12 protein-coding genes are annotated in these 13,887 nt (G+C 43.9%); 8 read left to right on the top strand and 4 right to left on the bottom strand.

Going from position 1 to position 13,887, the window contains the following annotated elements; all coding sequences use genetic code 11:
• Nucleotides 1–36 precede the first annotated feature (36 nt).
• The 8 genes from tig (at nt 37) to BMZ78_RS10505 (ending at nt 10,822) form a co-directional block, all read left to right on the top strand.
• Nucleotides 37–1,332, top strand: coding sequence for a trigger factor (tig, locus tag BMZ78_RS10540; RefSeq protein WP_093230184.1), 1,296 nt, complete (start codon nt 37–39; stop codon nt 1,330–1,332).
• A 133-nt stretch (nt 1,333–1,465) separates the two neighbouring features.
• Nucleotides 1,466–2,062, top strand: a complete 597-nt coding sequence (gene clpP / locus BMZ78_RS10535) for an ATP-dependent Clp endopeptidase proteolytic subunit ClpP (protein ID WP_093230182.1) — start codon at nt 1,466–1,468, stop codon at nt 2,060–2,062.
• 5 nt (nt 2,063–2,067) lie between these two features.
• Entirely contained in the window at nt 2,068–3,330 is a 1,263-nt protein-coding gene (gene clpX, locus BMZ78_RS10530) for an ATP-dependent protease ATP-binding subunit ClpX (protein WP_093230181.1), read from the top strand.
• A 274-nt stretch (nt 3,331–3,604) separates the two neighbouring features.
• Complete coding sequence (locus BMZ78_RS10525) at nt 3,605–4,741, top strand: lipid II:glycine glycyltransferase FemX (protein WP_093230179.1); 1,137 nt, start codon at nt 3,605–3,607, stop codon at nt 4,739–4,741.
• Between the two features lie 104 nt (nt 4,742–4,845).
• The gene (gene lonB / locus BMZ78_RS10520) at nt 4,846–6,510 is read left to right on the top strand and encodes an ATP-dependent protease LonB (RefSeq protein ID WP_175482415.1); all 1,665 of its coding nucleotides are present in this window, start codon (nt 4,846–4,848) and stop codon (nt 6,508–6,510) included.
• Nucleotides 6,511–6,753: 243 nt separating this feature from the next.
• On the top strand, nt 6,754–9,102 hold the full coding sequence (lon, locus tag BMZ78_RS10515) for an endopeptidase La (protein ID WP_093230176.1): 2,349 nt from the start codon (nt 6,754–6,756) through the stop codon (nt 9,100–9,102).
• Nucleotides 9,077–9,676 carry a ribosome biogenesis GTP-binding protein YihA/YsxC gene (yihA, locus tag BMZ78_RS10510; protein ID WP_093230175.1) on the top strand — a complete coding sequence of 200 codons (600 nt, stop codon included), beginning with the start codon at nt 9,077–9,079 and terminating at the stop codon, nt 9,674–9,676. Before lon ends, yihA begins: the two co-directional genes overlap by 26 nt.
• Nucleotides 9,677–9,715: 39 nt before the next feature.
• Nucleotides 9,716–10,822: a D-alanine--D-alanine ligase gene (locus BMZ78_RS10505; RefSeq protein WP_093230173.1), complete on the top strand. Its 1,107-nt coding sequence runs from the start codon at nt 9,716–9,718 to the stop codon at nt 10,820–10,822.
• A gap of 126 nt (nt 10,823–10,948) precedes the next feature.
• On the opposite strand, the gene map is transcribed toward BMZ78_RS10505, so the two are convergent.
• The 4 genes from map to BMZ78_RS10485 all read right to left on the bottom strand — a co-directional run bounded on the left by map (nt 10,949) and on the right by BMZ78_RS10485 (nt 13,877).
• Complete coding sequence (gene map, locus BMZ78_RS10500; RefSeq protein WP_093230172.1) at nt 10,949–11,701, bottom strand: type I methionyl aminopeptidase; 753 nt, start codon at nt 11,699–11,701, stop codon at nt 10,949–10,951.
• A gap of 26 nt (nt 11,702–11,727) precedes the next feature.
• Nucleotides 11,728–12,198: a hypothetical protein gene (locus BMZ78_RS10495; protein WP_093230170.1), complete on the bottom strand. Its 471-nt coding sequence runs from the start codon at nt 12,196–12,198 to the stop codon at nt 11,728–11,730.
• Nucleotides 12,199–12,270: 72 nt separating this feature from the next.
• Nucleotides 12,271–13,110, bottom strand: a complete 840-nt coding sequence (locus BMZ78_RS10490) for an ABC transporter permease (RefSeq protein WP_093230169.1) — start codon at nt 13,108–13,110, stop codon at nt 12,271–12,273.
• A complete protein-coding gene (locus BMZ78_RS10485) occupies nt 13,107–13,877 on the bottom strand; it encodes an ABC transporter ATP-binding protein (RefSeq protein ID WP_093230167.1) in 771 nt (256 codons plus the stop codon). The genes BMZ78_RS10490 and BMZ78_RS10485 overlap by 4 nt, the downstream gene beginning before the upstream one ends.
• Between the last annotated feature and the right edge of the window lie 10 nt (nt 13,878–13,887).

Here is a 13,887-nt window from a genome sequence, read left to right as displayed (position 1 = left end):
ATGGGATAAATAGATTCCGCAGGAGGTAGCAATTCGATGAAAGCCAGTTTTGAAAAAACAGAAAAAAATGTGGGAATCCTTACTGTAGAAACAGATGTCGAAGCAGTAAACAAAGCATTGGATCAAGCATTTAAAAAAGTAGTGAAGAAAGTAAGCGTACCTGGATTCAGAAAAGGAAAAGTTCCACGCTTTATTTTCGAACAACGCTTCGGAGTCGAAGCATTATATGAAGATGCGTTGGAAATTTTGTTGCCGGAAGCTTATGAAGCGGCTATCAAAGAAACGGGAATCGAACCTGTGGACCGTCCGGAAATCGACATTGAGCAGCTTGAAAAAGGAAAAAGCCTGATTTTCAAAGCAAAAGTAACGGTAAAACCAGAAGTGAAGCTAGGCGAATACAAAGGCCTGGAAGTGGAAGTACCTGAGGATGACTTTAAAGTAACCGAAGAGAATGTCGAAGCTGAACTGACCAAAATGCAAAAGCAGCAAGGCCAGTTGGAAGTAGTTGAAGATGGGGCGGTTGAAAATGGTGACCGTGTCATCATCGATTTCGAAGGATTTATGGATGGCGAAGCATTTGAAGGCGGAAAAGCTGAGAAGTATACACTTGAGGTAGGCTCTGGTACCTTTATCCCCGGCTTTGAAGAGCAACTGCTCGGAATGAAAGCCGGCGAAGAGAAAGAGATTCAGGTTACTTTCCCAGAAGAGTATCATGCGGAAAACCTGGCTGGCAAACCAGCTACTTTCAAAGTCAAATTGCATGAAATCAAACGTCTCAACTTGCCTGAACTCGATGATGAATTTGCCCAGGATGTCAGTGAGTTTGATACGTTGGATGAGTTAAAAGCAGATATTGAGAAAAAGTTACAGGATCGTGCTGACACGGAGAGAAAGAATTATATTCGCAACCAGCTTGTTGAACAGGCTGCGGAAAAGGCAGAAATCGATATTCCGCCTGTCATGATCGAGCGGGAAGTTGATCACATGTTGCAGCAGTTTGAGCAACAACTGCGCTATCAAGGTTTGGATCTGAAAATGTATCTGGAGTTTACCGGTCAGGAAGAAGAGAAAATAAGGGAACAGTTTAAAGCGGATGCTGAGAAAAAAGTTCGTGCAGATCTCGTGCTGGAAGCCATTGCAAAAGCAGAAAATATCGAAGTAACGGATGAAGAAGTAGAACAGGAAATCAACCAGCTTGCAGAACAAATGGAACGAGATGTCGAAGAAATTCGCCGCTGGTTGGGTGAAGGTGGAGTTGAGCGAATCAAGGAACAACTCATCACCAAGAAAACCATCGATCTACTTGTATTGAGTAGTAAAAATGCGGCATAATGATTATAGAGAAAGGAAAACAAGGCACGTATAATACGTGCCTTGTTTTTCAAACCCATTCTACCTGAAATTCCTTGTCTGACAGGTGAAGTGAAGGATAGAATGACAACAAACCCCGAAAGAGGTGTATTTTATGCCCTTGATCCCAATGGTTGTTGAACAATCCAACCGAGGGGAACGCGCCTATGACATATACTCTCGACTGTTGAAGGACAGGATCATCTTTATTGGCAGTGCAATCGATGATCATGTTGCCAATTTGGTCGTGGCACAGCTTCTGTTTTTGGAAGCGGAGGATCCTGAAAAGGATATACATATGTACATAAATTCTCCAGGTGGTTCTGTAACCGCTGGAATGGCCATTTACGACACCATGCAATTTATCAAACCGGATGTTTCCACGATGTGCATGGGCCTTGCTGCAAGTATGGGGGCTTTTTTGCTTGCCGCGGGTACGAAGGGGAAACGTTATGCATTACCTAACAGTGAAGTGATGATTCATCAACCTTTAGGTGGTGCAAGGGGCCAGGCAACGGATATCAAGATTCATGCTGACTGGATTTTGCGTACCAAAGATCAGATCAACCGTATTTTGTCTGAGCGGACAGGGCAACCGATTGAAAAAATTGCCCGTGATACCGACCGTGATTATTTCATGGGAGCACAGGAAGCAAAAGAATACGGTATTATTGACGAGGTGATTACCACCCGTAAAGATAGAAAGGGGTGACTTCTATGTTCAAATTTAACGAAGAAAAAAACCAGCTAAAATGCTCTTTTTGCGGGAAATCACAAGACCAGGTTCGTAAACTGGTAGCGGGCCCAGGTGTTTACATCTGCGATGAGTGCATCGAGCTGTGCAATGAAATCGTCGAAGAAGAGCTGGGAAACGAAGAAGAAATCGATTTGCAGAACCTGCCGAAGCCGCAGGAGATCTGTGCCATTCTGGATCAATACGTAATTGGGCAAGAACATGCGAAAAAGGCGCTTTCTGTAGCGGTATACAATCACTACAAACGGATCAATACATCAACCAAAATGGATGATGTCGAACTGTCGAAAAGTAACATTCTGTTAGTAGGTCCAACCGGAAGTGGTAAAACGCTTCTCGCTCAAACGCTCGCAAAAATTCTGAATGTTCCTTTTGCCATTGCGGATGCAACGTCCTTAACCGAAGCAGGTTATGTAGGTGAGGACGTAGAAAATATTTTGCTCAAATTGATTCAGGCAGCTGATTATGATGTAGAAAAAGCAGAACGTGGGATTATCTATATCGACGAAATTGACAAAGTGGCGCGAAAATCGGAGAATCCTTCGATTACCCGTGATGTATCAGGTGAAGGCGTGCAGCAGGCACTGCTCAAAATTTTGGAAGGAACGGTTGCAAGTGTACCGCCACAAGGTGGCCGGAAACACCCACACCAAGAATTTATCCAAATTGATACGAGCAATGTATTGTTTATCTGTGGTGGGGCATTTGATGGTCTGGAACAAATCATCAAACGTCGCATGGGTAAAAAAGTCATTGGCTTTGGTGCAGATGCCCAAAAAATGGATTTGAAACCAGGTGAGTATCTAAAATTTGTAATGCCAGAAGACTTGCTCAAATTTGGGCTTATTCCAGAGTTCGTTGGACGGTTGCCGGTCATCTCGACCCTTGAGCCGCTCGATGAAGAGGCATTGGTCCGCATTTTGACAGAACCCAAAAATGCCTTGTGCAAACAATATAGCAAGCTTCTGGAGATGGACAATGTTGAACTCACATTTGAAAAAGAAGCTTTGGAAGCGATCGCAAGAGAAGCCATCAAGAGGAAAACAGGAGCTCGTGGCCTTCGGGCGATTATTGAATCCATTATGCTGGATGTGATGTATGAACTGCCATCTCGTGATGATGTCATTAAGTGTACGGTTACGAAGGAAACCGTACTCGATAAAATGCCTCCGAAACTAACGACGAAAGAAGGCCGTGTGATCAATCTGAAAGAAGAGAGTGCATAGATTTGATAGATCGTACCATAATTGTTCTATTTTTGACGCATCTACTTCTTGCAAGTAGATGCTTTTTTATGCTCATATCTGAAGCCGATTTATGTTAAAATAAAATAGTTTAGAATAGAGTTCGGTTGGATCCATCGACAAAGAAAGCTATCCATCAAGACTTAGAAGGAGCGGCCAAACATCGTTGATGCAAAAGTCATAGCATAACATACTGGATACGTCGAGTACATAATTCATGAGGGTTTGAGATGAATCTAGAAAGTGGGTGGAATAGGTGTTAAAGGTAGCGTTGGTAAACCGGAAACGTTATCTTAACTTTATTGAGGATCAACCGTTCAGGAACTTTTTGCAATATCCATCATGGGCAGATTTAAAAACGGAGTGGCAATGGTCCAGTGAGTTATTGGGCTGGTTTACTCAGGATAATCAAATGGTAGGTTGTGCCCTAGTTTTATATAGAAAAGTCCCTGGATTAAACAAGTTTCTTGCATACATACCACGTGGTCCGATGATTGACTGGTTTTCTGACATTCCATTAGAACAGTGGTTTGCTCCTTTATTTGAGCATTTTAAGCAATTGAATGTATTTAGTGTCAAAATGGATCCGCCATTAGTCCGAAGAAAGTGGTACTCTGAAACCATTATGGAAAGTGTCAAAGATTTTGAATCGCATGGCTTACAAGATAAGAAAATAACCGATATTCGCCCTGACAAGATTTTCAATGAAGTGGAGAAAATCCAGCAAGAATTGGGGAAAATCGGTTGGAAACAAAATGTGGGTGAGGACAGTTTTGATACCGTACAACCGCAATTTGTCTTCCGTTTGAATTTACAAGGGAAAACGATTGATCAAATTTTTGCGGAATTTCATCCCCATTGGCAGAAAAAAATCAATCAGGCAGAGTGGGAAGGCGTCGAAGTTACTCTTGGAAACGAACAGGATATTCCTGATTTTTATCAACTGTTAGTGGAAACAGCCAAGCTGGAAGGAAGCCAAGTTCGTGACATTTCTTATTTTGAGAAGATGTATGAAACTTTAACCACGGAAGACCCACAACGGCTACGTCTATATCTGGCCAAACAGGGTGGACAACTCCTGAGTGCAGCACTCGCCATTCATGTGGATGGACATACTTGGGATTTATACAGTGCAAAATATATGAAATCAGATCCAGCGGCAAGTTATTTATTGCGTTGGAAAATGATTCAAGATGCTTATGTGTTGGGAGATCATACTTTTGACTTTCGTGGAATCAGTACGACACTCAATGAGAAAGATCCTTATTATGATCTGCTTCGCTTCAAGGTTGGCTTTAATGGTGAAGCATGTGAATTTATGGGTGAATGGGACTATCCGCTGATTCCTATGCTGCATTGGGCGTTCTATATGTATATGAAGCGTAGAGGGTAAGTCTTGGTAAAGCATGAGTCTGTGATTATCCCTTTCTTGAAGAGGTCATACTACAGACAGGTAGGAAGAATTGACTGGAGAAACAAGGAAGGGAATGCATCATGGTGAATTGGACAGTATTGCTCATGCTGATGCAAATTGGCTTTAGCATTGTGATTGGCCTTTACTTTTGGTACTTGTTTCGTAATCAACATACCAGCCGGGTGGCGGTAGATAAAGAGTCACGTAAAGAATTGGAGAAGTTAAACAAGATGCGGCAAATCTCTTTGACCGAGCCGCTTGCAGAAAAAACAAGACCGAGCAAATTGGAAGATATCGTGGGTCAACAAGAAGGGATTCGGGCTTTACGAGCTGCTTTATGTGGTCCAAACCCTCAGCATGTCATTATTTACGGGCCGCCGGGGGTTGGGAAAACTGCTGCGGCACGGGTCATTTTGGAAGAGGCCAAGAAAAGCGCATGCTCTCCTTTTAATAAGGACTCCAAATTTATTGAGATGGATGCCACAACGGCCCGTTTTGATGAACGAGGTATTGCTGATCCACTGATTGGCTCTGTACATGATCCGATTTATCAGGGAGCAGGAGCCATGGGAGCTGCTGGTATTCCGCAGCCAAAACCTGGAGCTGTAACCAAAGCGCATGGCGGTATTTTGTTTATTGATGAAATTGGTGAGTTACACCCGATCCAAATGAATAAACTATTAAAGGTACTGGAAGATCGCAAAGTTTTTTTGGAAAGTGCTTATTATAGTTCTGAAGACCGCAATACTCCTGGTCATATTCATGATATTTTCCAAAATGGGCTACCCGCTGATTTTCGGCTGATCGGTGCAACCACTCGAACACCTGAAGAAATCCCACCTGCCATACGTTCACGCTGTATGGAGATATTTTTTCGTCCGTTATTTTCTCATGAGATTGAACAAATTGCGATTCAAGCCTGTGAGCGTGTACGTTTTGGTTATGATCCAGATGCCATTTCTGTGGTGAAAAAATATGCGACCAACGGTCGAGATGCAGTCAATCTGGTGCAAACAGCCATGAGCCTGGCAATGACGGAAGGTCGCCAGCGAATCGAACGGGCTGACGTGGAGTGGGTGGTACATAGTAGCAAACTTTCTCCGCGTTTGGATCATAAAATGCCCGCATCTGCCCAAATCGGTCTGGCATCTGGTCTGGCCGTGTATGGCCCAAACCTGGGGATGGTTCTGGAAGTGGAAGTAACGGCAACACCAGCCAAGGATGGAAAAGGAAGTGTTCAGATTACCGGTGTGGTTGAACAGGAAGAAATGGGTGGGCAGTCTCGCACTTTGCGACGAAAAAGCATGGCTTACAGCTCGGTTGAAAATGTGATTACTTATCTGCGAAAAACAGATGTAAATCCCGACCAGTATCACTTGCACATCAATTTTCCGGGCGGAATTCCGATTGATGGTCCATCAGCAGGAATTACCATGGCTACGGCCATCTACTCAGCGATTAAAGGAATTCCGGTTGATCATAAGCTGGCGATGACAGGTGAGCTTAGCATTCATGGTCATGTCAAACCTGTAGGTGGAATTGTAGCGAAAATTGAAGCGGCGAAACAGGCTGGAGCTACACGAGTCCTTATTCCACAAGAAAATATGCAAGCGATGTTTGATCAAATCGAAGGCATCGAAGTCATTCCAGTGGAAAGAATGGAACAGGTACTTCGCATGGCTTTGCTTGAGTCTCAGGAAGAGGAAGAAGAATTGATCTTGCCAACCGCTACACCTGTATTGACTTAATGTCTGATGAATGACAAGTTTTTTTGTGCTATAGTGTTCAATAAGATTTATGAGATAACATGAAATTTTATTTCAATAAAGTATAATAGGGATAGGGTGGCAAGATTTTCATAAGTCGGGCCCTACATAGAGGACTCAAGGGGTATCCGACTTTTCTTTGTCATAGACAAAAGAAAATGAATAAGATAAAATCGTACAAAGCTGGTTCAGGTTCCTTTGAACAACAGCATTGGAGGTGCAGGTATGGCTGTCAAAGAAGAGGAACATACACTTCCTTTGTTACCATTACGTGGTGAAATCGTATTCCCTCATATGGTATTACATCTGGATGTAGGTCGTGAGAAATCGATTCAAGCTTTGGAAAATTCAATGGTTGATGACCATCTCATCTTTCTTGCTTCGCAAAAAGATGCACAAGTAGAGGAACCGTCGAGTGATGATATTTACTCAGTGGGAACCATTGCGAAGGTTCGGCAAATGCTCAAGCTTCCCAATGGAACCATTCGCGTATTGGTTGAAGGCTTAAAAAGGGCCCGGATCCTTTCATTCATAGATACAGAGGAATATTATCAGGTTCGTGTAGTGGAACTTCGTGATATTGAGAGGAACGATTTAAATACAGAAGCACTGGTACGCTCGGTATTGGATCACTTTGAGCAGTACTTGCGTCTGTCCAAAAAAATTTCTCCGGAAACTTATTCAGTGGTAGCGGATATTGAAGAACCGGGTCGTCTGGCAGACGTGATTACATCACATCTCCCTTTAAAAGTGGCAGATAAGCAAAGCATTTTGGAGATCGCTGATATTCAACTACGTTTGGAAAAGCTCTTGAGTATTATTAATAATGAAAAAGAAGTATTGGAATTGGAAAGAAAAATTACTTCGCGCGTAAAAAAGCAAATGGAAAAAACACAGAAAGAATATTATTTGCGCGAACAAATGAAAGCGATCCAACGAGAGCTGGGCGAAAAAGAAGGACGAGCTGGAGAAGTGGAAGAGCTGCGTGAGCAATTGGCGAAACTGCAAGCTCCTCCAGAAGTCAAAGAGAAAGTCGAAAAAGAAATCGACCGCCTGGAAAAAATTCCGACGACCTCGGCGGAAGGCGGTGTAATCCGCACGTATATCGAATGGTTGTTGGAGTTGCCCTGGCAAAAACAGACAGAAGATGATCTAAGCCTGGAAAAAGCGGAAAAAGTGCTGGATGAAGATCATTATGGAATGGAAAAAGCCAAAGAACGTATTCTGGAATATTTGGCTGTGCAAAAAATGGTCAAGCGATTGAAAGGGCCGATATTATGCCTGGTAGGCCCTCCTGGAGTTGGAAAAACCTCTTTGGCACGGTCTATTGCGCGAGCGCTGAATCGGAAATTTGTTCGCATTTCATTGGGTGGCGTCCGTGATGAAGCTGAAATCCGGGGTCACCGTCGAACCTATGTAGGAGCTATGCCTGGACGGATCATTCAAGGAATGAAAACAGCCGGCACATCCAATCCCGTGTTCCTGTTGGATGAGATTGACAAAATGTCGATGGATTTCCGTGGCGATCCTGCATCGGCTTTGCTTGAAGTACTGGATCCTAACCAAAATTCAACATTTAGTGATCACTATATTGAAATTCCGTTTGACTTGTCGAAGGTGATGTTTATTACGACCGCCAATGCGGTACATAATATTCCTCGTCCACTTTTGGATCGGATGGAAGTCCTTTATATTTCAGGTTATACCGAGCTGGAAAAAGAACGGATTGCCAAAGACTATCTACTGCCCAAACAGCTGAAAGAACACGGTCTCACACCTGAGAATATGCAAGTGCATTCAGATGCACTCCTTAAACTAATTCGTAATTATACCCGCGAAGCAGGGGTTCGAAACTTGGAACGTACGATTGGTACCCTTTGTCGTAAAGCGGCAAAGCAGATTGTTGCTGGAAAGAAGAAGAAAGTGGTTATTTCCACACGCAATTTACCGAAGTATATGGGACCGGAGAAATTCCGCTATGGACGTGCTGAAGAGACGGATCAAGTGGGGGTAGCAACCGGACTGGCATGGACCGAAGCAGGTGGAGATACTTTATCCATTGAGGTTGCCATTTTGCCTGGAAAAGGAAAGTTGACTCTTACCGGTAAATTGGGCGATGTGATGAAAGAATCTGCGCAAGCTGCGTTCAGTTATATTCGCTCACGAGCCAAAGAACTGAATATTGACCCGGAATTTCATGAGAAAAATGATATTCATATTCATGTACCAGAGGGTGCGATTCCAAAAGACGGCCCATCTGCAGGGATCACAATGGCAACCGCACTTGTGTCTGCATTAACAGGTATTCCCGTATCTCGCCATGTAGCGATGACTGGTGAGATTACTCTTCGGGGTCGTGTACTGCCGATTGGCGGGCTGAAAGAGAAATCGTTAAGTGCTCATCGTGCAGGAATTACGCATGTGCTCTTCCCGAAAGACAATGAAAAAGACTTGGAAGAAATCCCCAAAAGCGTACGGAAGGATATGACTTTTACTGCAGTCAGTCATTTAGATGAAGTATTACAACTTGCATTGGTGAGGAATCCATATGAAAGTAACTCAAGCGACGTTTGAAGTAAGTGCTGTCAAACCAGCTCAATATCCAAAGGACGTCCTGCCAGAAATCGCTCTGGCTGGACGTTCAAACGTGGGTAAATCTTCGTTAATTAACTGTTTGATTGAAAGAAAAAACTTGGCCCGAACGAGTTCGAAACCTGGAAAAACGCAGACGATCAACTTTTATCGGATCAATGACCAGTTCTATTTTGCTGATGTTCCAGGATACGGATTTGCCCGTGTTTCTAAAAGTGTGCGTGAAGCTTGGGGCAAAATGATGGAAACTTATTTTACGGAAAGAAAAACATTGAAAGCGGTTATTCAAGTGGTTGATTTGCGTCATCCTCCCACCGCGGATGATCAAACCATGTATCAGTTTTTAAAATATCATCAACTCCCTGTCATTGTTGTAGCAACAAAAGCAGACAAGATCGCACGGGGCAAATGGCAAAAACATTTAAAAATTGTAAAAGAAACATTAGAGCTCCAGCCGGAAGATCCGCTGATTCTGTTTTCAGCTGAAACCAGACAGGGAAAAGAAGAGCTGTGGCGTGTCATTGAAGCAAAGTTGGAAATAAGTCAGGCAGAATAAAATAACCTATATAAACGATGTCAAAGGGGTTGGGAGAGGATGGATAGAAAAATTCGTGTCGCAGTGCTATTTGGAGGGAAATCCGGGGAACATGAAGTATCGCTTTCTTCAGCTGCTTCCGTGATCAGATCAATGGATCCGAATAAATATGAAGTATTACCCATTGGGATTACCAAAGAGGGAGAATGGAAAATTGGCGATTCTTCTTTACCGTTACTGGCCAGTTATTTGGCAGAAGAGAAATTGGCCGAAATCCAGAATCAGTTGCCTGCTGTAACCATTTCAGCAGATGAAAAGCAAACGTTACCATCTTTTCGGGCAGGAGAAATTGATGTAGTCTTCCCAGTGTTACATGGTACATATGGAGAAGATGGCACGATGCAGGGCCTTCTTGAAATTGCGAATGTTCCATATGTCGGATCTGGTGTACTGGCTTCGGCTGTTGGAATGGATAAGGTGATTTCCAAGAAAATTTTTGAGCAGGCAGGGCTGCCACAGTGTAAGTATGTCTATTATTTACGAACTCAATATGAAGCGAATTATGAGTATGTGATCCGTCAGATTGAAAATGAACTGGGATATCCCTGCTTTGTGAAGCCGGCTAATTTAGGTTCCAGTGTGGGAATCTCCAAAGCGATGAATCAACAGGAATTGGTTGCTGCTTTAAACACGGCTTTTCGCTATGATCGGAAAGTGATTGTCGAAGAATATGTGCCTGCGCGTGAAGTGGAAGTGGCTGTTCTCGGAAATGACTTCCCTGAAGCGTCTGTTCCAGGCGAAATTATTTCTTCCAATGATTTTTATGATTATAAGGCCAAGTATATTGATGGAAAATCGGTCATGCAGATCCCGGCTGACCTGCCTGAAGACGTTGCGCTTCAGATCCGGGCTATGGCGATCAAGGCCTATCAGTCGATTGATTGTGCAGGGCTTGCTCGTGTTGACTTTTTTGTGCGAAAAGACAATGAGGATATTTTGATTAACGAAATCAATACCATGCCTGGTTTTACTCCCTATAGTATGTACGCAAAGCTGTGGGAGTACTCGGGTATCGATTATTCAGAGCTCGTTTCCAGGCTGATTGATCTGGCGATTGATCGATATGATGAGAAAAGCCGACTGCTGACCAAGTTTGAGGTAGAGTAAAATCCGTTCACCAGAAAAGAGCCTTGGGTAATCCGGGGCTTTTTTGGTGTACACATGGGCCACCTGCATGATTTATCAAATAAAAAACCGAGGGGTAACTAACTTGCTTACCCCTCAGTTTTTTATTTAGCCTTCTTGATCTGTCAAAATCAATGGTCCATTTGCCGTAATGGCGATGGTATGCTCATATTGTGCGGACAAACTGCCGTCCACTGTTTTTGCTGTCCAACCATCTGCTTCTATCTTGACATGGTGTTTTCCGAGATTGAGCATCGGCTCGATTGTGATCACCATACCTTCTTGTAAAACAGGGCCTTGATGAGGAGGGCCGTAGTGAGGAACCTCAGGCAGCTCATGCATATGGCGCCCGATCCCGTGTCCGATGAAGGGACGAACGACAGACAGTCCATGAGATTCGGCAAAGGTTTGAATCGCATGTGAGATATCTCCGATCCGATTTCCAGCTACAGCTTGCTCAATGCCGCGATAGAGTGCCTGTTTGGTGATATACAGTAATTTCCGGGCTTCATCAGAAATGCGTCCTACAGCATAAGACCAGGCTGAATCAGCGAGCCAACCATCCAGATTGACAACCATATCGATCGTGACAATGTCCCCTTCCTTGAGTGGGGTGGAGCGAGGGAAACCATGGCATACCTCATCATTAATCGAGGCACAGGTCGCATACGGATATCCCATGTACCCTTTTTGTTCGGGAATCGCTCCATGCTTGCGGAGATAATCTTCTACCCATTCATTGATTTCCATTGTGCTGATTCCTGGACGGATGAGCTTCGCTATTTTACGATGGCAAGCGGCGAGCAGTTTTCCAGCACGATGCATTTTTGCGATTTCTTCTTTGGTTTTGATGTGAATCATGCTTTCGCTCCTCGCATGAGAGTAATTTATTTTTTAAATAAAAATAACAGGCCTAAACCCAAAATCAGAGCGGGCCAGTACGTATTTAAAACATCCGCAATCGAAGCAAGGCCAGGGATCTCACGGATTCCAGGCCAGGCAAAAATCCCGATCAAAGTTAAAGCGATCCCAACGATTAAAGCCATTTGCTGTTTGGAAACGAAAAACGATAAGATGACCGAAAGACCAAACATCAGAATGAGTATACTCCAGTGAGTTGGCCAATCATCCAGATATTTTTTCCCCCAAGCAAATAAAAAGATGGCCGAACCAACGCCGAAAAGCAAGACGAGATGCCCCTGTTGCTTGATAAAAAAGAAAAAAAGAAGGAAAACGCATAGCAGAAGTCCTAAAAAACGCCATGTGACAAAGTCTCGCATTTCCGCTTTTCCGGTTTGGACAAGTAATAGTAAGACGCCTGCTAAAACAAGGATAAAACCGATGATTTTTTTTTGCATGCGTCAAAAACCTCTCCTTTTTCTTAACATCCACAAATTTATCTTATCACAAGCTTGGAAGGAAAAGGAGAGTCAGCTTACCAAGCGGTAACGGAGCAGGCGTTGTTCCAGCCAGGCGATCAACTGATACATCACCGTGGAAATGATGGCGACAATAAATAAACTGACCATGACCAGTGTCAGATTAAATACCTGGAAGCCATAGATGATCAAATAACCCAAACCGGCTTTGGAAACAAGAAATTCACCCACGATGACGCCGACCCATGCCAGGCCCACATTTACTTTTAAAGTGGCGATCATGTCCGGAATGCAGGCTGGAAAAATAATTTTCAGAAAGATTTGGGTATGGGAAGCACCAAAGGAACGGGCGAGGATGGAGTAGCTGGCATCCACCCCTTGAAAACTGCTGTGAATCACCAAGGTGGTAACGATCACTGTAATAGCTATCGCCATGGCCAGAATGGAACCGAACCCTGCTCCCATGGTTACAATAAATAATGGACCTAAAGCCACTTTAGGCATGCTGTTTAATACAACAAGATAAGGATCAAGGACTTGGGAAAGAAAAGGAGAAGCCCAAATCAAAGTAGCCAGAGCGATGCCTGTCGCTGTTCCGAGAAGAAAACCCACAATTGTTTCCCATGAGGTAAGCCAAATATGGTGAAACAGTTCACCAGATGAGGCGAGTTGGCTGGTCAGCTGCCAGATTCGGCTTGGACTGCTAAAGAGGAAGGGATCGAGAATGCCACTGTCCGTAGACCATTCCCATAGCCAGATCAAACTGATGAGGATGCCGAAACGTAAAAGCCATACCCATAGTTGGGTAAGACGAGACTTACGTAAATAATGGGCATGAGCGGGGCTGATTGCACCTTTTTCGAACCAGGCTGACTTGAGCCATTTTTTCATGGTCTTTCCACCTCCCGCCACAGCTTCTCGAATAAGGGACGAAAATCGGGGTGACCACGTGTTTTCATTGGTGAAAGGTTACGTAAGGTTTCAGGGACATCAAAAATCTGACGTATCTCTCCAGGTTGGCCACCCATGACCATAATTCGATCTCCTAACGCAATCGCTTCCTCCAGATCATGGGTGACGAGAATGGCAGTTTTTTTCTGTTGGGTAAGCAATCGGACCAAAAGCTCTTCGAGATGGAGTTTATGCTGGATATCCAAAGCAGAAAAGGGTTCATCCAATAGCAAAATTTCCGGCTTGGTGGCCAAGGTACGAACCAGGGCAACGCGTTGACGCATCCCGCCCGATAATTGCGAAGGATAATATTTAAGGGTTTGGGCCAGGCCTACTTGTCGAAGCAAATCTTTTGCATAGGAGAGATCAGCAGAAGTGTTTTTACGCTGAATCTCCAATCCCAAATGGATGTTGCCTTCTACGGTACGCCAGTCGAGAAGGCCATCTTTTTGCAACATATAGCCAATTTTATCTGAAGGGCCACGGACTTCTTGGCCAAAGAGCAGGATTTCACCACTGGTATAAGGGAAGATACCAGCGATTAGGGAAAGAATGGTACTTTTTCCACAACCGCTGGGACCGACGATAACCAGAAATTCTCCCGGTAAAACGGAAAAAGTTATGGAACGAATGGCGATCATTTCTGCTTTTTTTGTAAAGTAAGAGTGAGTTAATTGCTTCACTTCAATCGCATATGGGGAGATCATGTTCTCACCC

Origin of the sequence: Thermoflavimicrobium dichotomicum (genome assembly GCF_900114055.1) — a bacterium.
GTDB lineage: Bacteria > Bacillota > Bacilli > Thermoactinomycetales > Thermoactinomycetaceae > Thermoflavimicrobium > Thermoflavimicrobium dichotomicum.
The sequence above is the reverse complement of the archived record's forward strand: the minus strand, read 5'-3'. Positions and strand labels throughout refer to the sequence as shown.